This window comes from Intestinibacillus sp. NTUH-41-i26, assembly GCF_032769475.1.
Lineage (GTDB): Bacteria > Bacillota > Clostridia > Oscillospirales > Butyricicoccaceae > Agathobaculum > Agathobaculum ammoniilyticum.
Map to the genome: position 1 here is coordinate 1,762,725 of NZ_CP136477.1, position 21,121 is coordinate 1,783,845.

General features: G+C 59.0%; 22 protein-coding genes. 2 read left to right on the forward strand and 20 right to left on the reverse strand.

The window, feature by feature from the left end; genetic code table 11:
* The first annotated feature begins 128 nt into the window (after positions 1–128).
* Positions 129–701 (forward strand): N-acetylmuramoyl-L-alanine amidase family protein, encoded by a 573-nt coding sequence (locus RX717_RS09020; RefSeq protein ID WP_107632080.1) that lies wholly within the window; start codon positions 129–131, stop codon positions 699–701.
* A 48-nt stretch (positions 702–749) separates the two neighbouring features.
* Here the strand turns inward: RX717_RS09020 and RX717_RS09025 are convergent, their stop codons facing one another.
* From RX717_RS09025 to RX717_RS09050, 6 genes are all read right to left on the reverse strand, one after another.
* Positions 750–1,013 carry a phage holin family protein gene (locus tag RX717_RS09025; protein ID WP_054327641.1) on the reverse strand — a complete coding sequence of 88 codons (264 nt, stop codon included), beginning with the start codon at positions 1,011–1,013 and terminating at the stop codon, positions 750–752.
* A 115-nt stretch (positions 1,014–1,128) separates the two neighbouring features.
* A complete protein-coding gene (sigE, locus tag RX717_RS09030) occupies positions 1,129–1,827 on the reverse strand; it encodes an RNA polymerase sporulation sigma factor SigE (RefSeq protein ID WP_107632079.1) in 699 nt (232 codons plus the stop codon).
* A gap of 13 nt (positions 1,828–1,840) precedes the next feature.
* A complete protein-coding gene (locus tag RX717_RS09035) occupies positions 1,841–2,680 on the reverse strand; it encodes a sigma-E processing peptidase SpoIIGA (protein ID WP_054327643.1) in 840 nt (279 codons plus the stop codon).
* A 209-nt stretch (positions 2,681–2,889) separates the two neighbouring features.
* Positions 2,890–3,891 (reverse strand): M42 family metallopeptidase, encoded by a 1,002-nt coding sequence (locus RX717_RS09040; RefSeq protein WP_107632078.1) that lies wholly within the window; start codon positions 3,889–3,891, stop codon positions 2,890–2,892.
* The gene (locus RX717_RS09045) at positions 3,888–4,910 is read right to left on the reverse strand and encodes a M42 family metallopeptidase (protein ID WP_107632077.1); all 1,023 of its coding nucleotides are present in this window, start codon (positions 4,908–4,910) and stop codon (positions 3,888–3,890) included. The genes RX717_RS09040 and RX717_RS09045 overlap by 4 nt, the downstream gene beginning before the upstream one ends.
* Entirely contained in the window at positions 4,907–5,941 is a 1,035-nt protein-coding gene (locus RX717_RS09050; protein WP_054327646.1) for a M42 family metallopeptidase, read from the reverse strand. Before RX717_RS09050 ends, RX717_RS09045 begins: the two co-directional genes overlap by 4 nt.
* A gap of 164 nt (positions 5,942–6,105) precedes the next feature.
* On the opposite strand from RX717_RS09050, the gene RX717_RS09055 reads away from it, so the two are divergent.
* Entirely contained in the window at positions 6,106–6,234 is a 129-nt protein-coding gene (locus RX717_RS09055) for a hypothetical protein (RefSeq protein WP_407923273.1), read from the forward strand.
* A 431-nt stretch (positions 6,235–6,665) separates the two neighbouring features.
* Here RX717_RS09055 and gatB read toward each other — a convergent pair whose 3' ends face one another.
* From gatB to RX717_RS09125, 14 genes are all read right to left on the reverse strand, one after another.
* Complete coding sequence (gatB, locus tag RX717_RS09060) at positions 6,666–8,090, reverse strand: Asp-tRNA(Asn)/Glu-tRNA(Gln) amidotransferase subunit GatB (RefSeq protein ID WP_054327647.1); 1,425 nt, start codon at positions 8,088–8,090, stop codon at positions 6,666–6,668.
* A 15-nt stretch (positions 8,091–8,105) separates the two neighbouring features.
* Positions 8,106–9,575, reverse strand: coding sequence for an Asp-tRNA(Asn)/Glu-tRNA(Gln) amidotransferase subunit GatA (gatA, locus tag RX717_RS09065; RefSeq protein WP_107632075.1), 1,470 nt, complete (start codon positions 9,573–9,575; stop codon positions 8,106–8,108).
* An 18-nt stretch (positions 9,576–9,593) separates the two neighbouring features.
* Positions 9,594–9,881 carry an Asp-tRNA(Asn)/Glu-tRNA(Gln) amidotransferase subunit GatC gene (gene gatC, locus RX717_RS09070; protein WP_054327649.1) on the reverse strand — a complete coding sequence of 96 codons (288 nt, stop codon included), beginning with the start codon at positions 9,879–9,881 and terminating at the stop codon, positions 9,594–9,596.
* Position 9,882: 1 nt separating this feature from the next.
* Positions 9,883–11,889 carry an NAD-dependent DNA ligase LigA gene (gene ligA, locus RX717_RS09075; protein ID WP_054327650.1) on the reverse strand — a complete coding sequence of 669 codons (2,007 nt, stop codon included), beginning with the start codon at positions 11,887–11,889 and terminating at the stop codon, positions 9,883–9,885.
* Positions 11,890–11,954: 65 nt separating this feature from the next.
* Positions 11,955–12,686 carry a sporulation protein YunB gene (yunB, locus tag RX717_RS09080; protein ID WP_159068216.1) on the reverse strand — a complete coding sequence of 244 codons (732 nt, stop codon included), beginning with the start codon at positions 12,684–12,686 and terminating at the stop codon, positions 11,955–11,957.
* 85 nt (positions 12,687–12,771) lie between these two features.
* Entirely contained in the window at positions 12,772–14,709 is a 1,938-nt protein-coding gene (locus tag RX717_RS09085; protein ID WP_107632073.1) for a bifunctional 4-hydroxy-3-methylbut-2-enyl diphosphate reductase/30S ribosomal protein S1, read from the reverse strand.
* Entirely contained in the window at positions 14,706–15,290 is a 585-nt protein-coding gene (locus tag RX717_RS09090; RefSeq protein ID WP_054327652.1) for a lysophospholipid acyltransferase family protein, read from the reverse strand. Before RX717_RS09090 ends, RX717_RS09085 begins: the two co-directional genes overlap by 4 nt.
* A gap of 3 nt (positions 15,291–15,293) precedes the next feature.
* Positions 15,294–15,968, reverse strand: a complete 675-nt coding sequence (cmk, locus tag RX717_RS09095) for a (d)CMP kinase (RefSeq protein WP_107632072.1) — start codon at positions 15,966–15,968, stop codon at positions 15,294–15,296.
* 9 nt (positions 15,969–15,977) lie between these two features.
* On the reverse strand, positions 15,978–17,198 hold the full coding sequence (locus RX717_RS09100; protein WP_082397230.1) for an NAD(P)/FAD-dependent oxidoreductase: 1,221 nt from the start codon (positions 17,196–17,198) through the stop codon (positions 15,978–15,980).
* Complete coding sequence (locus RX717_RS09105) at positions 17,195–18,064, reverse strand: MurR/RpiR family transcriptional regulator (RefSeq protein WP_054327653.1); 870 nt, start codon at positions 18,062–18,064, stop codon at positions 17,195–17,197. The genes RX717_RS09100 and RX717_RS09105 overlap by 4 nt, the downstream gene beginning before the upstream one ends.
* 80 nt (positions 18,065–18,144) lie before the next feature.
* Complete coding sequence (locus RX717_RS09110) at positions 18,145–18,870, reverse strand: pseudouridine synthase (protein WP_107632071.1); 726 nt, start codon at positions 18,868–18,870, stop codon at positions 18,145–18,147.
* Between the two features lie 18 nt (positions 18,871–18,888).
* Positions 18,889–19,980, reverse strand: a complete 1,092-nt coding sequence (locus tag RX717_RS09115; RefSeq protein ID WP_107632070.1) for a D-alanyl-D-alanine carboxypeptidase family protein — start codon at positions 19,978–19,980, stop codon at positions 18,889–18,891.
* 72 nt (positions 19,981–20,052) lie between these two features.
* Positions 20,053–20,484, reverse strand: coding sequence for a GerW family sporulation protein (gene ytfJ / locus RX717_RS09120; protein WP_107632069.1), 432 nt, complete (start codon positions 20,482–20,484; stop codon positions 20,053–20,055).
* Positions 20,477–21,121 carry a DUF2953 domain-containing protein gene (locus RX717_RS09125; RefSeq protein ID WP_107632068.1) on the reverse strand — a complete coding sequence of 215 codons (645 nt, stop codon included), beginning with the start codon at positions 21,119–21,121 and terminating at the stop codon, positions 20,477–20,479. The genes ytfJ and RX717_RS09125 overlap by 8 nt, the downstream gene beginning before the upstream one ends.

Here is a 21,121-nt window from a genome sequence, read left to right on the forward strand (position 1 = left end):
AACCTTTCCTGCCCTCTACAGCATAGCATTTTTACCGGATCCCCGTCAAGGAATCCGGCGGCATTCTTTCTTTTCCGGCACCGGCGGCCACTGTACCGGAATAAACTGAACCGAAGGAGTGTGATCAATTGGCTATTCGCATTTTTATAGACCAGGGGCATAATCCCAGCGGCCCCAATACCGGAGCGGAGGGCAACGGCCTGCGCGAGCAGGACGTCAATTTTATCGTTGGCGTATATCTGGCCGACCTGCTCCGCGCTGATCCTCGCTTCGAGGTGCGCCTGAGCCGCAATTCCCCTGACGAAATACTTGGCACCAGTAATGCCAGCAGCCTTGCCGCGCGCGTGCGCATGGCAAACAGCTGGCCTGCCGATTATTTTATCAGCATCCACTGCAATTCCAACGTCAATCCGGCCATCAACGGTACGGAGGTCTATGTTTTTCAGCAAAATACGCAGCCCTATTGGCTTGCACAGCATGTCCTGATCGGCATTGTCGAGCGCGTCGGTACCAAGGATAATGGCGTCCGGCTGAATCCCAGCCTGTTCGTACTGCGGCGCACCTCCATGCCCGCGATCCTGGTCGAGCTTGCCTACCTCAGCAACGCCGAGGACGCCCAAAAGCTGCGCGACGACCCTTACGGCTTTGCCCAGGGGATCTACAACGGCCTGCTCAGCTATTTCGGCTTTGCCCCACTTTGACAGGAAAAAGCAGGCGGTCCAACGACCGCCTGCTTTTTTACCACCGCCCTATGACGGTTTTTCATAGCTTTTCGCCCGCGCGCTGTCCGTTATCCCCGCGGTTGTCGGGTCGTTGAGCGCCGCCCAAATATTGGACGCCATCAGAAACAGGCAGTAGGGATTGGTGAACGCTCCTTTCAGCACCTCCCATACCGCGCCCCATGTCGTCATATCCGAGGCTGTCAGCCCTGCATAGGCCAACGCCGTGGCGAATATTCCCAGCAGAAGCTGTATCCAGAATATCGGGTTCCTGAGCCGCACTTTCAGATTCATATGCCGCCTCCCATCCGTATATATTGAGACGCCGCCCTGCGGCGACCCTCCCGCTTTTATTTATATGCGCCACGCATTGTCCAATTTCGAATAAATGGGAAGTCGAGTACCCGCATCAGACCCATTTCAGAATGTCTTTCCGCATCCGCGCGATAATCCGTTTTTCCAGTCTTGATATGTAGCTCTGCGAAATGCCGAGCAGGTCCGCGACCTCCTTCTGCGTCATGGCTTCCGGCATATTGATGCCAAACCGCATGGAGATGATCTGTCGCTCCCGCGCTGGCAGGCGTTCCAGCGCGCGCAGCAGCAGCGTGCGGTCTACATCGTCCTCCAGCGGCCGCATCACGCTGTCCGGCTCGGTACCCAGAATATCCGACAGCAGCAACTCGTTTCCATCCCAGTCCGAGGAAAGCGGCTCATCAAACGAAACCTCTGTCCGGCGGCCCGCGATTTTGCGGAGATACATCAATATCTCATTCTCAATGCAGCGGGACGCATAGGTTGCCAGCTTGACGTTTTTATCGCTCCGGTAGGTGCTGACCGCCTTGATCAGCCCGATTGTCCCGATCGAGATCAGATCCTCCGTCCCCACGCCGCTGGATTCAAATTTGCGCGCCAAAAACACGACAAGCCGCAGGTTGTGTTCGATCAGCATATTTCTGGCCTGCTCGTCTCCGGATTGGCAGGCCACCACCGCATCGGCCTCCTCCTCTGCAGAAAGCGGCGGGGGCAACACCTCGCTGCCGCCGATGTAGTAAACCGGCTGCTTTGCAAACAGGCTCTTCAGCTTTCTGATGATCCATTGGAATATCATGCTTCTCTCCCTTTCATACACCGATCAATCCGTCATACGCGCCCTGTCCGATCTGATCCGGCCCAACCGCACAGACGCAGTCCAGCGGTTTCCCATCTGCACGGTACACGCTGTCTGGACGGAAATACAGCAGCAGGCCGCTCTCCGTGCCCACCGCGCGGTACGGCAGCAGCCCAAACCGGCCTGCCAGCCTGGGCGGGAGTCTGGCAAGCGCCTCCGAGGCAGCCATTGTGCCATCCCGTAGCGGCCGCCCTGCCTCTCCCAGCAGTTCCACAGCGGCCGCTCGATCCATCACGACCACCGGTTTTCCCGAAACCGGTTCAAACAGCCCGTTTCCGGTATCATGCAGGACGCGCAACTCGCACGCCTTTCCCCCAAAGCAGATCCGCAGCGTCTCCACCTCCCGCCGAACCGGCCCATGCAGCGCATCTCCACGCAGAAATATCCCGCTGACCGCGTAACCGGCTGCGGCGGCTAAAACCAGAACGCGCAGCGGAACAGCGGCATAGTATCCCGCCCCTGTCAAAAGCTGCCGGCCGGACGCCGCGCCAAGCGCCGCCGCAAGCCCCGCAAAAGAGGCCGCGACGACAAAGTACAGCGCGCACAGGCGCGCGAAAGCGCGCTGTCCAGCAAAGGCCGCGGCGCACAGGCCGATTCCGGACAAAATCCGCAACGGAGCCAGCGCCAGTGCGGGGAACAGCATCGCCGCAGCCGAATAGGTGCCGCCTACCGCTGCCGCCCCCAGTAGCCGCCTCCGTTTGACGGATACCCCGCCCAGCCTGGCCGCGGCGAGCAGCGTCGTATAATCCATCAGTGCGTTGACCCCAAACAGGACATCCAGATAGACGACCATGCTCCACCTCCGTTCGGGGTCTATCTTATCACATACCCTGTACAATATTTGCCGAATGGAGGGCTGCTGTTTCCTGTCGAAAACCCGATCCGCCCTGCCGGTTATGGGCAGAGCGCAGCCTAATAACCGAACGATGGGCGAAAAAGCAGGGGATCCGGCTCGATACAGCCGGATCCCCTGCGGTTCCTTTTACACGGCGGAATTGCCGTTTATTTTTGCTGCAGCACAAATTTTTCCAGCAGTCTTGCAGCCGCCTCTACGTCGGACACCGCGCACATCTCGCTCGGCGAGTGGATATACCGCGTCGGGATGGATACCGCGCCCGCCTGCACGCCGGCACGCGTCTTTTGCAGCGCGGCCGTGTCCGTGCCGCCGAACTGCAGTATCTCCCGCTGGACGTCGATACCGCAGGCTGCGGCCGCCCGTTCGAGCGCCGCGCAGACCTCCGGCGTGCAGATCACCGACCGGTCCATGACCTTGACCGCCGGTCCCCTGCCCATATCGACCGCCATGGGCGTTTTCCGCTCGGGCAGGTCGCCTGTGTCCGTCACATCGACTGCAACGGCGATATCTGGTTCCACCGCGAACGCCGCCGCGCCCGCGCCGCGCAGGCCGACCTCCTCCTGCGCGGTGAACGCAAAATACAGGTCGTTTTCGATTTCCTGCTGGGCCAGACGCTCCATCACGAGCAACAGGGTCACGCAGCCGATGCGATTATCCAAGTACGGACCGCACAGCACCCCGTTCTGTTCAAAGCGCGGCGCGTCGAACACCGCGAAGTCGCCGATCTGCACCTGTCTCTCTGCATCCGCCCGATCCGCCGCACCAATATCAATGAAGAGGTTGTCCAGTGTAATATCCTTGAACGGCGTTTTTTCCTCATAGGAAATCACGCCGCGCGTGCCGCCCGCAAACCGGACCTGAATATTGATCAGGTCGCCCTTGAACAGCCCGCCGACCTGTGCAAACCGGATAAATCCTTTTTCGTCGATATAGGTCGCCACCACACCGATCGAATCCATATGCGCGGCAAACAGCAGCTTTTTGCCCGCGCCTTTTTTGCGGCAGATCAGATTGCCGAGCGCATCCGTGGTGATATCGTCAATATATTCCCCCGCGATGGCGGCGATGGCTTCGCGCACCGCGTCCTCGCGGCCTGACGGGCCGAACGCGCCGCCGACCGTATTCCATAAATCAAAAACCTTGCTCATTCGTCGTCCCCTCTCAGGTCTTCCAGAAATGCCCGCGCAGCGGCCAGCACCGCCTCGCAGTCCGATACCGCCGCCACAGAGGACGGCGAATGGATATACCGCACCGGCGCGGCGGCCGCGCAGACGCGCACCCCTGCCTTGCTTTTGTGAATGCGTCCGGCATCCGTCCCGCCGGAAACACGCGTCTTGGTCTGCCAGGCGATGCCGCGCTTTGCACACGCATCGCGCAGCAGCTCAAACAGGCCCGCATCGTAAATCGTCGCGCCATCCATGAACGGCAGCACGACGCCGCCGCGCACATGGCAGACCGCTTTCCCATCCGTCACCTCCGCCAAGTCGGCGGCGGTCGTGCCTTCCAGCACCAGCGCAAAGTCCGGATCCAGTGCATAGGCCATGCTTGCCGCGCCGCGCAGTCCTACCTCCTCCTGCACGGTAAAGCAGAACCAGGTATCGATAGGCGGCTGCTCCTCCAGCAGCTTGAGCAGGGCCGCGCAACCCACGCGGTCATCGATCGCCTTTGCCTTGATCAGCCCATCGCCAAACTCGACCACTGGGGAGTCGAACACACCATAGTCCCCCAGCGACACCCGCTCCTCCGCCGCCGCGCGGCTGGACGCACCAATGTCGATATACAGATCCTTGGCCTTGGGCATGGTCCGGCGCTCGGCAGCGGTCGTCAGATGCACCGCCTTGATACCGATGACGCCTGTCACTTCCCCGAAGCGCACCGGACGCCCGATCACGACGCGCGGGTCCACCCCGCCGACAAAGCCGAATTTAATCATACCATCGTCCGTGATCTTTTTGACGATCACGCCGACCTCGTCCATGTGCGCGCACACGACAACCGGACGTTCAAGGGTTTTTCTCCCTTTGCGGAATACCATCACATTACCGATCGCATCCGTCCGCAGCGCGTCCGCGTACGGCTTTGCCTTTTTCAGCACGAACGCGCGCACAGCGTCCTCACAGCCGGACGGCCCCGGCAGCGCGCACAGCGTTTTCAGCAGCTCGGTCATTCCTCGGCCTCCCCATCAAACTCACGCAGAAACGCGGCGATCAAATCAGCTGCCGCCTCTACATCGGACAGCTTCACAACTTCGACCGGCGTATGCATATATTTCTCCGGAATCGAGAGCAGCGCGGTCGCAATCCCGCACGCCACGGTCTGCATGGTCCAGGCGTTCGTTCCGGTGTTGCCCTCCATCACCTCAAGCGAATAGCCGATGTCATTGGCCTTGGCCGCCTTGATCAGCCGCTTTGTCAGCCCTCGGTGCAGGTTCGGGCCCATGCCGACCGCCACGCCGCTGCCCAGCTCAAACACACCGTCTGCGGGGCCGTCCGGCGTTTTGCCATGCGTCACATCCACCGCGATCGCATATTCCGGCTGTACGGCAAACGCGCCGGTCTGCGCGCCGAGTCCGGTGACCTCCTCCTGCGTGCTGATCAGCACCGCGATATTGCAGCCCAGCTTTTTCACCTTTTTCAGCTTCTCCACGGCCAGCAGGATTGCGGCTACACCCGCGCGGTCGTCCAGGCATTTGCTGCAAAGCTGCCCGCCGAGCAGCCGCACCGGCTTCTGGGCGAATGCGATCGGCGTACCGATCCTGATCCGGTCTTTCGCATCCGTCAGGCCCGTGTCGATTAGCATTTGATCGACCGTCACCGCCTTATCCTGTTCACCCGCCTTGAGCAAATGCGGCGGCATACAGGCCACCACGCCGTACAGCGGTTCGTCCGCGAGGACCGTCACCTCCCCCGCGAGCAGCATCCGCGGGTCGACGCCACCGACCGGAGCGAACCGCAGAAAGCCGCCCTCCAGCACTTCGGTCACTACAAAGCCGATTTGATCCAGATGCGCATCCAGCAAAACGGTTTTTGCATGCTTTTTCCCGCATTTTCTATAAGCCAGCACATTGCCGCTGCGGTCTGTTTCTACCGTATCACAGTATGGTTGGAACAACGCCGCCACAGCCTGCGCAGCCTGCATTTCAAACCCACTGACCGCCGGCATTGCGCACAGCGTCCGCAGGGTTTCCTCCAAACGCAAAGACAATTCCTCCTTTTTCTGTAGAATATGACCTGTCTCTATTATAACCGCTTCCCCCGTCCGATACAATAGCGCGGTTGACAAAGGCCGTGAAAAACAGTATAGCTGAGCTATCCTGACGGGAGTGCGTTGTTTTATGGGGCCTGTTACAGGCCGCGTTGACCGTGCGTGCCGGCGTATCCCGAAACACGATCAGCCTGATCGGGACAGGCCCGTTCAACCCAACACCTAAGCTCACCCTGATCCAGTTCATCGCGCTGTACAAAAAATTCGAGAACCTGTTCTATTTCTGACGACAGGCGCAAAAAGAATGCTGTAAATCGCAGCATCTGTTCTTCCTATTTATCAAACTGACCATTTACCCCAAGTAAAACAGACAACCACCCACATTACCCCGTCTTCCAAGAAGCCGTTTTTATCCATCCCCCATAAGAGAAGAAAGGCATTTAACCACATTTTGGGGAGGTGAGAAACACCTTTTTCTTACGCAACATTTTTCTCAAAAAAACATCTTTATTTTTCATATTTTCATTTTATATTCCTGTTTTCACCAACAAATATTTTAAACAAATATCGTCTTGATTGATGACTTTCCCGCATAGCAAGAACAATAAAAAAGACCTGAGGCAACAATCCAAATTGAATCATTGCCCCAGATCTTGTCTGTTTTTTCTGAGGGATTTAGCCTATTTTATTTGAGGGAGCTACACAAACATCTTTTTTATCAAAGCTTCGCCAGCTCCTGCGCGATCAGTTTATTGATGATCTGCGGGTTGCCCTGACCCTTGGAGGCTTTCATGCACTGGCCTACAAGAAAGCCGGTGACGTTCTTGCCTGCTTTGAAGTCCGCGACCGCTTTTTCATTTTTGGCGATCACGTCCTGCACGATGGCGAGGATAGCGCCCTCGTCCGATACCTGCTTGAGTCCCATGCGCCCGACGATGGCTTCCACTGTTTCGTCGGTTTCAAACATGCTCGGCAGCACCTTTTTGCCCGCGTTGCCCGAAATCGTCCCCGCTTCGATCAGCTTTACCAGATCGACCAGCTTATCCGCGGTCAGCTTGGTGTCCGGCAACTCCACGCCCTTGTCGTTAAGGTATTTGGAAATGTCGGACAAAATCCAGTTTGCCGCAGCCTTGGGCTTGACCTGCCTGGCCGCCGCGTCGAGCAGCTCTGCCTTGGCAAAGCTGTCCGAGATCAGGCGCGCCTCCATCGCGGTCATGCCATATTCGTTCAGGTAACGCTCATAGCGCGAAATCGGCAATTCGGGAATCTCGCTTTCGATCTGGCGCATCCATTCGTCCGAAATTTCGACCGCGATCAGGTCGGGGTCTGGGAAGTAGCGGTAGTCCTGCGCGTCCTCCTTGGTGCGCATGACCGTGTTTTTGAGCTTGACGTCGTCCCACCGGCGGGTTTCCTGCTGGATCTCGCCGCCATTTTCCACGACCTCGATCTGGCGGGCAATTTCATAATCGATCGCGCGCACCGCGCCCGAGAAGGTGTTGATGTTCTTCATCTCCACGCGCGTCCCCAGCTCCTCCGAGCCCTCCGGCCGGATGGACACGTTCACGTCGCAACGGATCGAGCCTTCCTCCATCTTGCAGTCGCAGATATCAAGGTAGGACAGCGTGGTTTTGATCATTTCGAGGAACTCCTTGGCCTCGGCCGAGGAATGCAGGTCGGGCTTTGTGACCATCTCGATCAGCGGCACACCGCAGCGGTTGAAGTCCACAACCGTACCGTCGATCTCGTCATGCAGCAGCTTGCCCGCGTCCTCCTCAAAATGGATGCGCTCAAGGCGGCAGGACTTCTTTTCTCCGTCCACATAGAAGAACACCTCGCCGTTTTCGCAGATCGGCACATCGAACTGCGAAATCTGGTAGGCCTTGGGCAGGTCAGGATAAAAATAATTCTTGCGGTCGGCCTTGCAGAGCTGGTTGACCGTGCAGCCGGTCGCCTTGCCCATCTTGGCCGCATAGTGCACAACCTGCTTGTTGAGCACAGGCAGCGCGCCCGGCATACCGGTGCAGACCGGACAGGTGTGAGTATTGATCGGCGCGCCGAACGAGGTCGAGCAGGAGCAGTAGATCTTGCTCTTAGTGGAAAGTTCCGCATGCACCTCAAGGCCGATGACAGCTTGATATTTCATTTGTCGTTTCCTCCCTTACAGCGCCGCGATGATATTTCTAAGCCCCGACGCCTGCTCAAACGCAAGGCCGGCGTTCAGTAGCTTCTGCTCGCCAAAACGCGGGCCGATGAGCTGCATTCCGATCGGCAGCTTGTTCGCGTCAAATCCGCAGGGCTGCACAAGTCCCGGCAGACCCGCGATGTTGACCGATACCGTACAAACATCCCCCGCATACATCTCCAGCGGATTGCTGGTCTTGGCGCCCAAGCCGTAGGCCGTGGTCGGCGCGACCGGAGTCAGGATGACATCGCACTTCTCAAACGCATTTGCGAATTCCTCTTTGATCTTGCGCTGCGCAGCGCGCGCCTTTTTGTAGTATGCGTCGTAATAGCCGGACGAAAGCACATAGGTGCCAAGCATGATGCGGCGCTGCACCTCCGCGCCAAAGCCCTCGGAGCGGGATTTGGTGTACAGCGCGATCAGGTCGTCGCCCGCGTTCGGGGTACGGTAACCGTACTTGACACCGTCAAAGCGCGCCAGGTTGGAGGACGCCTCCGCGGACGACAGGATGTAGTACACCGGCAGCGCGTACTCGACCAGCGGCAGGGAAATTTCAAACACTTCTGCGCCGAGGCCCTTATAGGCTTCAGCCGCGGCGAGTACGCTCGCGCGCACCTCGTCCGAAATGCCCGCGCCGAAGTATTCCTTGGGCAGACCGATCTTCATGCCCTTGATATCCGCGTTCAGGTTTGCGCGTACGCTGCCCTCGAACGGAGCCTTGACCGAGGTCGAGTCATGCAGCGGGTCATGGCCGGTGACCGCGTCGAGCAGCATCGCCGCGTCCTCGACAGAACGGGCGAACGGGCCGATCTGGTCGAGCGAGGACGCGAACGCGATCAGGCCGTAACGGGATACCGCGCCATAGGTCGGCTTGAGGCCGACCACGCCGCAGAACGACGCGGGCTGGCGGATCGAGCCGCCGGTATCCGAACCGAGCGACAGCGGGGCCTCGCCTGCGGCGACCACCGCCGCCGAGCCGCCGGACGAGCCGCCCGGCACGCGGGTCAGGTCGTGCGGGTTGTGCGTCGGGTGCGTGGCGGAGTTCTCGCACGAGGAGCCCATCGCAAATTCGTCCATATTCGCCTTGCCGGTCACAACCACATCATGCGCGGCCAGCTTTTCTACCACGGTTGCGTTATACGGCGGCTTGAAGTTATACAGGATCTTGGAAGCGCAGGTGGTCAGCGTACCCTTGGTGCAGATGTTGTCCTTGACCGCGACCGGAATGCCCGCCAAAGCGGACAGTTCCTCGCCGGCGGCGCGCTTCTTATCCACTGCCTCGGCCTGCGCGAGCGCGGTCTCCTCAGTGACGGTCACATAGCCCTGTACCCTGTCCTCAACCGCTGCGGTGCGGGCGAACACATCCTTCGCCAGCTCGACCGCCGAAACCTCCTTTTTCGCGAGCAGTTCGGACAGCTCGGCCGCTGTTTTCTCATAAAGTGCCATATTTTCCTGTCCCTCCCTTTACTCGACCACACGCGGTACGGCTACGCCGCCTGCCTGGAAATCCGGCGCGTTCGGCTCGATCAGCTCGTCCGGTGTATACTCCTGAATGACTGCATCCTCGTGGAACGCGTTCTTGCGCTCGGTGTCGATCACGTCGGTAATATCGCCGAGGTCAAGCTCAGCCAACTTGTCCACCATGCCGACGATGCCCTGCATGTCGTCCGCCAGCCGGTCAAAAATGCCCTCCGACGAGTCCAGACGCGCAAGGGATGCGATGTGTTCAATTTCTTTTCGCGAAATTGCCATGTCAAAGTTCCTCCTGCTGTGTTGTATTTTCATTTTCTATCATTTGCTTGAATTCCTGCTCGGTCAGCACGGGAATGCCCAGTTCGGCTGCTTTCTGCAGCTTGCTGCCCGCGTTCTCCCCCGCAACGACATAGCTCGTCTTTTTGGAGACCGAACCCGCCGCCTTGCCGCCGAGGGCTTCGATCAGGTCGTTGATCTCCTTGCGGGTGTAGAGCGTCAGGCTGCCGGTCGCGACGATGGTCTTGCCCGCAAGCAGATCGCTTTTCGCGGTCTTTTCTCCGGTGAAGTTGACCCCATGCACACGCAGCTTTTCGATCAGCTCCTTGGACTGGTCAAGCTCGCGCCATGCCGCGATGCTCTCCGCGGTGGCCTGGCCAATGTCACGGATCTCGGTCATCTCCTCGACCGGAGCCGCGAGCAGCGCGTCCAAGCTGCCGAAATGGTCGCTGAGCACTTTGCCCGCTTTCTGGCCCACATGCCTTATGCCAAACGCAAACAGCAGCCGCGACAGATCGCGCGTCTTGCTGGCTTCGATACCGCTAATCAGATTATTGGCCCAGGTATCCACCTTTTTGCCGAGCGGCAGGAGCTGCTCGACCGTCAGGTCATACAGGTCGGCGGCGGAGCGTACCAGTCCCGCGTCGATCAGCTTTTGCAGGTTGCCCTCGCCGCAGCCGTCGATATCCATCGCGTCGCGCGAGGCAAAGTGCATCAGGTTGCGCAAAAGCTGCGCTGGGCAGGACGCGCCCGTGCAACGGATCGCGGCCTCCTCCTCGTCGTCGAACACCGGCGCGCCGCACACCGGACAGAAGCGCGGCATTTCGTAGGGCTGCGCGTCCGCGGGGCGCTTGTCCGTGTCCACGCCGACAATCTCGGGGATGATCTCGCCCGCCTTGCGCACGGATACCGTGTCTCCTACCCGCACGTCAAGCTGGCGAATAAAATCGCGGTTGTGCAACGTTGCGCGGGAAACCGTCGTCCCCGCAAGCCGCACCGGTTCGAGCACCGCGTTAGGCGTTAAAACGCCCGTCCGTCCGACCGAGATGATGATATCCTTGAGAAGCGTCTGCTTGACCTCAGGCGGATACTTATACGCCGCCGCCCAGCGTGGGAATTTGGCGGTCGAACCCAACGTTTCGCGCTGTACGAACGCATTAACCTTGACCACCGCGCCGTCGATATCAAAATCCAGCTCGCCGCGCGTTTCACCCATGCTTTCGATCTCGCTCCGCACATCCTCCGGATCGGTATAGACCGGATAGCGCGGGCTGACCGGAAAACCAAGCCGTTTCAGGTAGTCCAATGACTCCGTATGGCTCGCGAGCGGCAACTCGTCGCTGTTCTGGATGTTAAAACAGAAAATGGAGAGCTTGCGCTGCCTGGTGACACCGCTGTCCTTTTGCCGCAGCGAACCCGCCGCCGCGTTGCGCGGGTTGGCGAGCAGCGGCTTTTCATGCAGCTCGAGCTCGCGGTTGAGTGCGTCAAACACGGACTTTTTCATATATACCTCACCGCGCACGATCAGGTGCGGCGGCGCGTTTTTCAGCTTGCGCGGGATATCCCTGACTGTTTTCAGGTTGGCGGTCACGTCCTCGCCGACCTGCCCGTCGCCGCGCGTCGCGCCGCGGACGAACACCCCGTCCACATACTCGAGCGCGACTGAAAGGCCGTCGATCTTATACTCGACCACATATTCCGCCTGCCCCACCGCGCCCTCGACGCGGTCATAGAATTCGGAAAGCTCGTCGAACGAGAATACATCCTGCAGGCTCTCGAGCGGGTAGGCATGCGTCACCTTGGCGAACCGGCCGGAGGCCGTGCCGCCGACCCGCTGGGTCGGGGAATCCGCGTCCACATATTCCGGATGCGCGGCCTCAAGCGCGCGCAGCTCGCGCTGCAGCATATCGTACTCATAGTCCGATATTTCGGGCGCGTCCTGATCGTAATATTTTTCATTGTGATACCGCAGCTTTTCGCGCAGCGCGGCGATCTGTTTACCCGCGTCCATGCCAACATCCCTTCTTGATCCAATACAGAATATAGTATACCAAATTTTGCGCGGTTTCGGAAGTATTATTTTCCGTTTTCCGACGAATTATCCGAAAGCTGCGGCCCGCTTCCGCTCTCTGCCGCGCCGCTGTAATCGCTCACCTGCCCGAGCAGGTTGCCGCCCAAATCATCAATATAGGCATAGCGTTCGGGTACGGTGCCGACAATCACCGTATCCGTCACCGGATAGCTGGTCACAATCTCGCGGTCCTCGCCGCCGAACGGAGTCAGGATGCGGAATCCCGCATGAATTTCAATGATAATATTATGCCGCGTCTGGTTAATACCCGCCGAGGAAAACGCACTGATGAACTCCGCCGACATCTGCGTCAGCCCCGCCATGCCGATATCCACGCTCGGCCCCATGCCAGTGAAATAATTGGGGGCGAACACCGTACCCAGCGGCACCTCGATGGTTGTCTGTTCCAGATCCTCCAGCCGTTCAAACAGGCCGTTGACAAGCCGCGCCTTGATCTGGCCGATCGCGATTACATCCGTCCGAAGCGCCGTGACATGGTTTTCGCTGTCCCGTTCCAGCACGACCATATTTTCATACGTCTCGGGGTCGTCAAACACTTCATCCTGCATCAGGTTGTTGATTTCCTGCAGCGCACTGTCCTCGCATACATTGGTGGCGTATTCCATGAACACCCGATGCATCCGCATGGTTACCAGCACGCCAAGCCCCGCCGCAGCCGCCAACAGCAACAGCAGCGCAGTTCTTCTTCCTTTCTTCCGGTATCTGCGCCGGTGCATCCGCACGCCCCCTTTCGGAAAATCATACGAGGCCGGCACGAAAAAAAGAAGCACCCTGTGGGTGCTTCTTTGTATCTGGAGGGAATTATTCCTCGTCTTCGCCCTCGTCCTCGCCTGTGAGCAGCGCGCGGATGGACAGAGAAACCTTTTTCTTCTCATCGTTGATATCGATGATCTTGGCCTCGACCTGCTGGCCGACCTCAAGCACATCCTCCGGCTTTGCGATGCGGTGGTCAGCGATCTGGGAGATGTGGATCAGCCCGTCAACGCCCGGAACGATTTCCGCGAACGCACCGAACGGCATAAACTTGAGGATCTTGACTTCCGCTACATCGCCCACACCGTACTTGGACTTGAATACATTCCACGGATTATCCTCTTCGCGCTTGTAGCCGAGAGAGATCTTCTTGTTGTCCTTGTCCAAGCCGATCACGAACACCTTGACCTTATCGCCCACATTGACTACCTCGGACGGGTGCTTGATGCGGCCCCAGGACAGCTCGGAAATATGAACCATACCGTCCACGCCCCCGATATCGACAAACGCGCCGTAAGAGGTCAGGCTCTTGACCGTACCCTCATACTCGTTGCCGACCTCGATGGTACTCCAGATCTGCTCGGCCGCCGCCTTGCGGGCTTCCTGCTGGATCTGGCGGATCGAGCCGACCACGCGCTTGCGCTGGCGGTTGATCTCCGTGATATAGAAAGACTGCTTGGTCTTCACCAACTGGCTCATCGGCTGATCCTTCGGGATGCCGGTCTGGCTGGCCGGAATGAACACACGCACGCCGTAAGCGGTCGCAACCACGCCGCCGCGGTTCTCCTCAACGATGATGCCCTCAACGACCGAATGCTCTTCATACGCCTTTTCCACGGTCTCCCAGCCCTTAAGCTGGTCAACGCGCTTCTTGGACAGGGTCACGGTGCCTTCGCCGTCGTTGACGCGCACGACCACCGCCTCGATCTCATCGCCGGGATGGATGTTTGCGGCCGCGTCGTAGTTCGGGTCGTCCGACAGCTCGCTCAGCGGGATATACGCAGTATGCTTTACGCCAAGGTCGACCTGTACGTCGGTCGAGGATACAGCGACTACGGTACCGGTGACTTTCTCTCCTGTATTCAAGGTTTTGAAGGACTCTTCGAGCATTGCCGCAAAGTCCTCACCATTTTCGATTTTCGTTTCTTCGCTCATCATGTTACTGACCTCCTTAATTATCCATGCCGGTGTCGATGCCCCAGCCGTGATCCCGACGCGCCCATTCCTTCGGAGCCCCTGCGTTGTAAGCTCCGCGGCATCCTCGATATAAAGCACATTGTTGCACAGCGTGCGGCTGATCTCGTACAGCCGCTTTGTGTTGGAACTTTTTTTATCGCCGATCACGATCATCTGATCCGACGCACCGGCAAGCAGACGAGCCTCCGACTGACGCTCATCCGTCGCTTTACATATTGTATCAAAAATTTTGAGGTTTGTACACCTTTTTTTTATCAAACCGACTGAAATATTCCAAAGATTCCGATTGACGGTCGTTTGCGCGACAACAGCCAGCGTTCTTTCCGTCGAATCCGGCCGATCCAAATAGGCTCTCACCTGTGCTTCGTTCTCGAGTACGTCCGAGCCGCCGCACCATCCCTGGATGCCAACAACCTCGGGATGGCCTGCGCTTCCTAGGATGAGGATATGACGTCCCTCGCGGCTCTGTTCGTCCACAATACGGTGTATTTTCTGCACGAACGGACAGGTCGCGTCAAACACCTCGCAGTTTTTCTCCTGCAGCATTTGATATACCCACCGCGGCACACCATGCGCGCGGATCAGGACCTTTGCCCCATCCGGTATTTCCTGCAGCGTGTGGGCGGTGCGTACCCCCTGGCGCTCCAGCCGCGCGATCTCATGCATATTGTGGATGATTTCGCCATACGCGTAAATAACGCCGTTTGCCTGCGCCTGCCGCTCGGCCAGCTCGACCGCGCGCCGCACGCCGAAGCAGAACCCGGCTGTTTTTGCTACTGTAATGCTCATATCTGCTTTTTCAGGGCATAGATACGGTGCAGGATATCGTCCGCAATCGCGCCGTAATCCTTTTCCTTTCCGTCCGGCAGGAACGGCTTGCCGATTATGACCGTTGCCCGGCAGCGGAAGCCTTTGTTTTCCGAGATATACATGGGCAGGATCGGCGCGCGCGTTTTGACCGCCAGCATTGCCGCGCCCTTTTTGGCGTCTCCCTCTGACGCGCCGCGCGTACCCTGTGGGAAGATGATCAGCTTCTGCCCTGCGCGGACCGAGCCGAGCGCGGTCTTGATCGAATCGATATCTACGCCGCCGCGGTCGATCGGGAAAGCGCCGAGCGCCGCAATCAGCCAAGCAAAAAGCGGCTTGCGGAACAGCTCCTTTTTCGCCATCAGTCGCAGCGGTATCCTATGCCCCAGGGCCACCGCCGCGAATGGCGGGTCGGAAAGCTGCACATGGTTCGGGCAGACGACACAACCGCCCTCCGGAATGTTTTCCCGCCCGATGACCTTAAAGCCGAAATAAATATGGAACGCCAGCGCCACAAAGGGAACCGCGAACCATTGGAACCAGCGGTGATATTTCTGTTTCATGTATTATCTCTCCGTCTTTTCCCGAATTATCCGCAGAACCGCGGCAATGCTCTGCTCCAAATCAAGCGCGCTCGTGTCGAGCAGGACCGCGTCGTCCGCCTGACGAAGCGGGGCGACCGCGCGCGTCGTATCCTGCCGGTCGCGCGCCTGTATGTCCGCCAGTACGCCCTCGAGCGTCACCTGCTGCCCTTTTTCCTTCAACTCGCGGTAGCGGCGCTCCGCCCGCGTTTTCGCGGAGGCGGTCAGGAATATTTTCACTGGTGCGTCCGGCAGGATCACCGTGCCGATATCGCGTCCGTCCATCAGGATATTGCTGTTTTTTGCCATATCCCGCTGTACATCCAGCAAAAAACGCCGCACCTCCGGCACGGCCGAGACCTTTGACGCATATTGCGCGATTTCCGGCGTGCGGATCGCTTCGGATACGTCCTCTCCGTTGAGCAGCACATGCTGCATACCGTCCTGATAAGCCAGCGAAATATCCACCGTCGGCAGGGACGCGATGATCCCCGCCGTATCCTCACCCGTGATTCCCCTGCGGTACACGGCCAGGCCGATCGCACGGTACATCGCGCCGGTATCCACATAGACATATCCCATCCGCGCCGCCACAGCCCGCGCGACCGTGGATTTCCCCGCGCCGGATGGCCCGTCTATCGCAACCGAAATGTATTCCATATGTCCCTCCTACTGCCGCGCCGCCGACAGGCCGGCCAGCCGTCCGGTCGACCACGCGATCTGTAAATTGAAGCCGCCCGTATAAGCGTCCACATCGAGTACCTCTCCCGCGAAATACAGCCCGGGCAGCTTTTTGGATTCCATGGTTTTGGGGTCTACCTCACGGACCGAGACGCCGCCCGAGGTCACGATTGCCTCCGCGACCGGCCGCTTGCCGGACACCACAACCAGAAAATGCTTCAATGTATGCAGCAGTGCAGCGCGCTGCTGCCTGGTGATACCGTTTACCTTGGCATGCGGGTCGATCTGGGACAGCCGCACGACCGCCGGAATCAGCTTGCGGGGTAGCAGCCCGCCCAGTGCGTTGATGAAATCGCTGTTTTTATGTGTCCCGAAATCGGACAGCAGGCGCTTATCCAGTGTCTTTTCATCCAGCGCCGGCTTGAGGTCGATCTCGATATGGTAACCCTTGCTGCCAAAGTGCCGCATATGCGCGGAAGCGGAAAGGATCAGCGGGCCGGACAGGCCGAAATGTGTAAACAGCATCTCCCCGAATTCCGACCAGATCCTTCTGCTGTCCTCAAACACTGTCACCTGCACATTGCGCAGGCTGAGCCCCATCAGCTCCTCACAGCCGCCCGGCGTCACCAGCGGCACCAGCGAGGGATTGGGCGGCACGACCGTATGCCCTGCCTGCTTTGCAAAGCGGTAACCGTCCCCGGTCGAACCGGTCTGCGGATAGGATACCCCTCCGGTCGCGACAATCACACGGTCGGCCGGATAAAGCGCGCCGCCCGCCTGCACGCCTGCGAGCCTGACCCCCTCAATGACAAGCCGCTCCGCGGCCGTATGCTTTATTATAACTCCCACACGTTTAATCCATGTAAAAAGTGCGTCAATAATATCCGCAGCCTTGTCCGACACCGGAAAAACGCGGTTTCCTCGTTCGGTCTTGAGCGGCACGCCGTGGGAGGTGAAAAACGCCATCGCATCCTCTGGCGAAAAGCCGCCGAGCGCGGAATACAGGAAGCGCGGGTTGACCGGAACGTTCTGCAAAACCGTCTGGATATCGCAGTTATTGCAGACATTGCAGCGTCCCTTTCCCGTGATGAACAGCTTGCGGCCGACCTTTTCATTTGTTTCCAGCAGCGTCACCCGCGCGCCGTTTTCAGCCGCCGTACCCGCTGCCATCAGACCCGCCGCACCGCCGCCGATTACCAATATGTTCAATTCGCGTCGTCCTCCGGCTTTTCATATACGTCGTATTCTTCCCAGATGCGTTCCAGCCTGTTGAACGTCTGCTCGATCTCCCCCCGCCGGCTCATGCCGACCGCGACGATCAGCGCGTTGATGACCGACAGCGGCGCGACTAGGGAATCGACAAAACTTGCCATATCGCTGCGCGCCAGCAGCACATGATCCGCCACCCGCGCCAGCGGCGACAGGTGCGAGTCCGTCAGCGCGACCACCCGCGCGCCGCGGTCGCCCGCGTACCGCATGGCGCTGAGCGTGCGCTTGGAATAGCGCGGAAAGCTGATGCCCAGCAGCACATCCCCCGGGCCGACCCGCAGGATCTGCTCAAATATTTCGCTGACGCTGTTGGTATGGACCAGCGTGACATTTTCAAACAGCAGGTTAAAGTAAAACCCAACAAAATTAGCAAGCGCGCTCGCGGAGCGCACGCCTAAAATGTAGATCCGTTTCGCGCCGGTCAGCGCGTCGACCGCCCCTTGGAACGCATCGCGGTCGATCTCGTCCAGCGTCATGCGAATCATATCCATATCCGCGTGAAGAACGGTCTGTAGCACGTCGCGGCCGCCCATGCGGTCGCTGGAAACCTCCATGCGCTGCACCGAGGTCAGCTTGTTGCGTATCATCTCCTGTAGCGCGCGCTGCAGATGCGGATAGCCGTCGTATCCCAGCTCAGTCGCGAAGCGCACCACGGTGGACTCGCTCACACCGACGGTAGCGCCGAGCCGGCTAGCTGTCATAAAGGCGGCCTTGTCATAGTGCTCCAGGATGAAGCGCGCGATCTGCTTCTGCCCCTTGGAAAAATCCGGTAATTCATTTTGAATCTTGTTGATCAGATCGTTCATGACATTCACTCCTGCATTATCGCCTGCTTTTGCCGTTATTATTGTAAGCGGTTTGCCGCAGAAATGCAAGATATTTTGCATCAATCCTGCAAAATCGCACCCACCCCCCGCAAATAGGCGACCTCCTCCGGCGTCAGTTCACGCCACGCCCCTGCCTTGAGCGCCGGATCGAGCGGCAGCTCGCCCACCGCTACCCGTTTCAGCCTGCGCACCTCCAGACCGCACTGCTCGCACATTTTCCGGATCTGGCGGTTGCGCCCCTCATGGATCGTAAGCCGCAGCTTCGCGCTTTCGCTGTCTTGCTCCAGAATGACGACCCGCGCGGGCCGGATTGCATACCCGTCTATCTCCATCGGCTCTTCCAGGCGCGGGATGTTATCCAGCCGGCCGCGCACGCGCACCTCGTAGTGCTTTTCGATCTCGTGCCGCGGATGCGTCAGCGCGTTGACCAGCGTCCCGTCGTTGGTGAGCAGCAGCAGCCCCTCCGAATTGTAATCCAGCCGGCCGACCGGTACCACGCGCACGCCGCAGCCCTGGGTCAGATCGGCCACGGTCCTGCGGCCCCGCTCGTCCTTGAGCGTTGTTACATAGCCGCGCGGCTTGTACAGCATCAGGTATTTTTTCTCCTCCGAAAGGCCGACCGGCTTGCCATCCGCCTGGATCCGGTCGCGCCGGATATCCGCCCGATCGCCCAGCGACGCCGCACGGCCGTTTACCGTCACCCGTCCGTCCAGTATCCATGTTTCCGCTTCGCGGCGCGAGCAAAGTCCGGCCTGCGCCAAAATTTTCTGCAGTCTCTCCTCCACAGTTGTCCTCCTATGCTGTCATTGATCCTTTTCACCGAATATCCGGTCGAGTATCCGTTCGGTCAGGCTCTTTTCCTCCGGCGCCAGTATAGAGGCGCTGCCGTACAGCAGCGTATCCTTTGCCAGCACCTTGTCGCCGATCCGGTATTCTATCTGTCCCGCCGCCGCGCTTTTGACCACCGGCGCATAGCAGATTTTATCACCGTACCGCACGGTTTCAATCCGGTCCTTTTCCTCCGACGTGACATGGGCTGTCAGCGTATGCTGCGCAACGAGCGGAACCGTATCCGCATCCCCGCCAAAAACGCGCTGCACCGCGACCTCCTCCCCCGCCTCATGGAGCGTGATCTCCTCATATTGGGCAAAGCCTGCGTCGAGCAGCTCCATATGATCGTTCCAGTCGTTTGGGTCATTCAGGGTAACCGCGATCAGGGTGCGTCCGTTGCGCTCCGCCGCGGACACCAGACAGCGCCCCGCCGCCTTGGTGTAGCCTGTTTTGACGCCGATCGCGCCTTCATACATGCTGAGCAGGCGGTTATGGTTGCTCAGCGTGCGCTGTCCCACCGTATAGCTCTGGGTCGATACGATCTGGCGGAACACAGGATCGCGCAGGGCGGCGGCCGTGATCTGTGCCAGCTCATGGGCGGTTGTATAATGCGTTTCGCTGGAAAGGCCGTTGGGATTGTCGAAATGCGTATCCGTCAAGCCAAGCTCGGCCGCCTTTGCATTCATTTTTTCTATAAACACATCAAATCCGCCGCATTCGCCAGCGATTGCCACCGCCGCGTCATTGCCGGATTCCAGCATCAGCCCGTACAGCGTATCCCGCAGGGTCAGCTTTTCCCCTTCCTGCAGGTACATAGACGAGCCTTCGACTCGGGTATATTCCTTTTTCACCGTGTATTCCCGATCCAGATTGCCCTCGCCCAATGCGACAAGGGCGGTCATGATCTTTGTTGTGGACGCCATTGGCAGGCGTGCGTCGCCATTCTGTTCCAGCAGCACCTCGCCGGTATCCGCGTCCATCACAACCGCGCTCTGCGCGCTGAGCGCCCGCGAATCGGGCAGCAGCAGCAAACAGAGCAGTATCCCGCACCACAGTTTCTTCATGTTCGCACATCTCCCCTGCAAAACAAAACCTACTCAGCATTCGTGTGAGTAGGTTTTGCGGGAAATGCGGCATTATTCGTCAGCTTCGGCCGTTCGGTCCATATTTGGCCCTGCCTTTCCTTTGTAGCCCTCCACAAAGCTGGAAACCTTGTTAATCGCACCCGGGATCATTTCGACCAGGCGGTCGACCGTTGTCGAGGCCTGCGCGTTCACGCCGAGAATATTGGAGCTGCCGTCCGTGCCGATAATCAGGAAGCAAACGGGCGATACCGTCACGCCCGCGCCGCCGCCGCCGCCAAAGGCCAGCGGTGCGCCCTGCGGCATATGCTTGGGCGCAAAATCGCTGCCGCCGGATGCAAAGCCGAACGTGACCTTGGAGACCGGAATCACGGTCGTGCCGTCCGCCGTGGTAATCGGCGTGCCAATAATGGTATTGACATCCACCATTTCCTTTATTTTCGCCATGGTCTCGGTCATCAGGTTGCTGATAGGATGCTCACTCATTTGTTATCGCCTCTTCTTTCTTTATCAATCGTTTATACAGACGGAAAAGTTCCCCTGCGTGCCGCAACAGCACGAGCAACAGGCGCAGCGGCCGCATGGAACAAAACACGGTAAACGCCCATTCCGTATGGTCTGCCTCAAAATCCGCGTCCACATCGACGTGATACGCTTTCATTTCAAAAGTATTCTCCAAAAACGGTACAATCATGCCGGTCAACGCTGCGGACTGCCCCAAAAGAAGTCCGGTTTTTGCCGCGTCGTCCGTGCCAATCCGCACCCGCACGCGCAGCCGGCTGATGCGGAGCGTATCCGCCATTTCGCTCAGCAGCGTCAAGGTCAGTCCGGCCAGCTCCCCGATATCCAGTTCCTCACGCTGAAAAGAATACCGGTATTTGGATTTTTTCCGCCTTTTTTTGCGTTTTGCCGGCGCCGCGGCAGTCTGCGGCGGCGCTTCCTCTCGCTTCGGCGGCGGCCAGACTGGGATACGCGCCGGCCCGTACCGGATTTCTACGCTGACCTCCCCGTTCACGCCCACGGCCTCTATCCCTGTGCGGACACAGAGCAGGAGGAGACAGACGGCCAGCATCAACAGGAGTAGCCCCAGCAGCACCGCCAAAATCCAAAGCAGAGCCGTCAT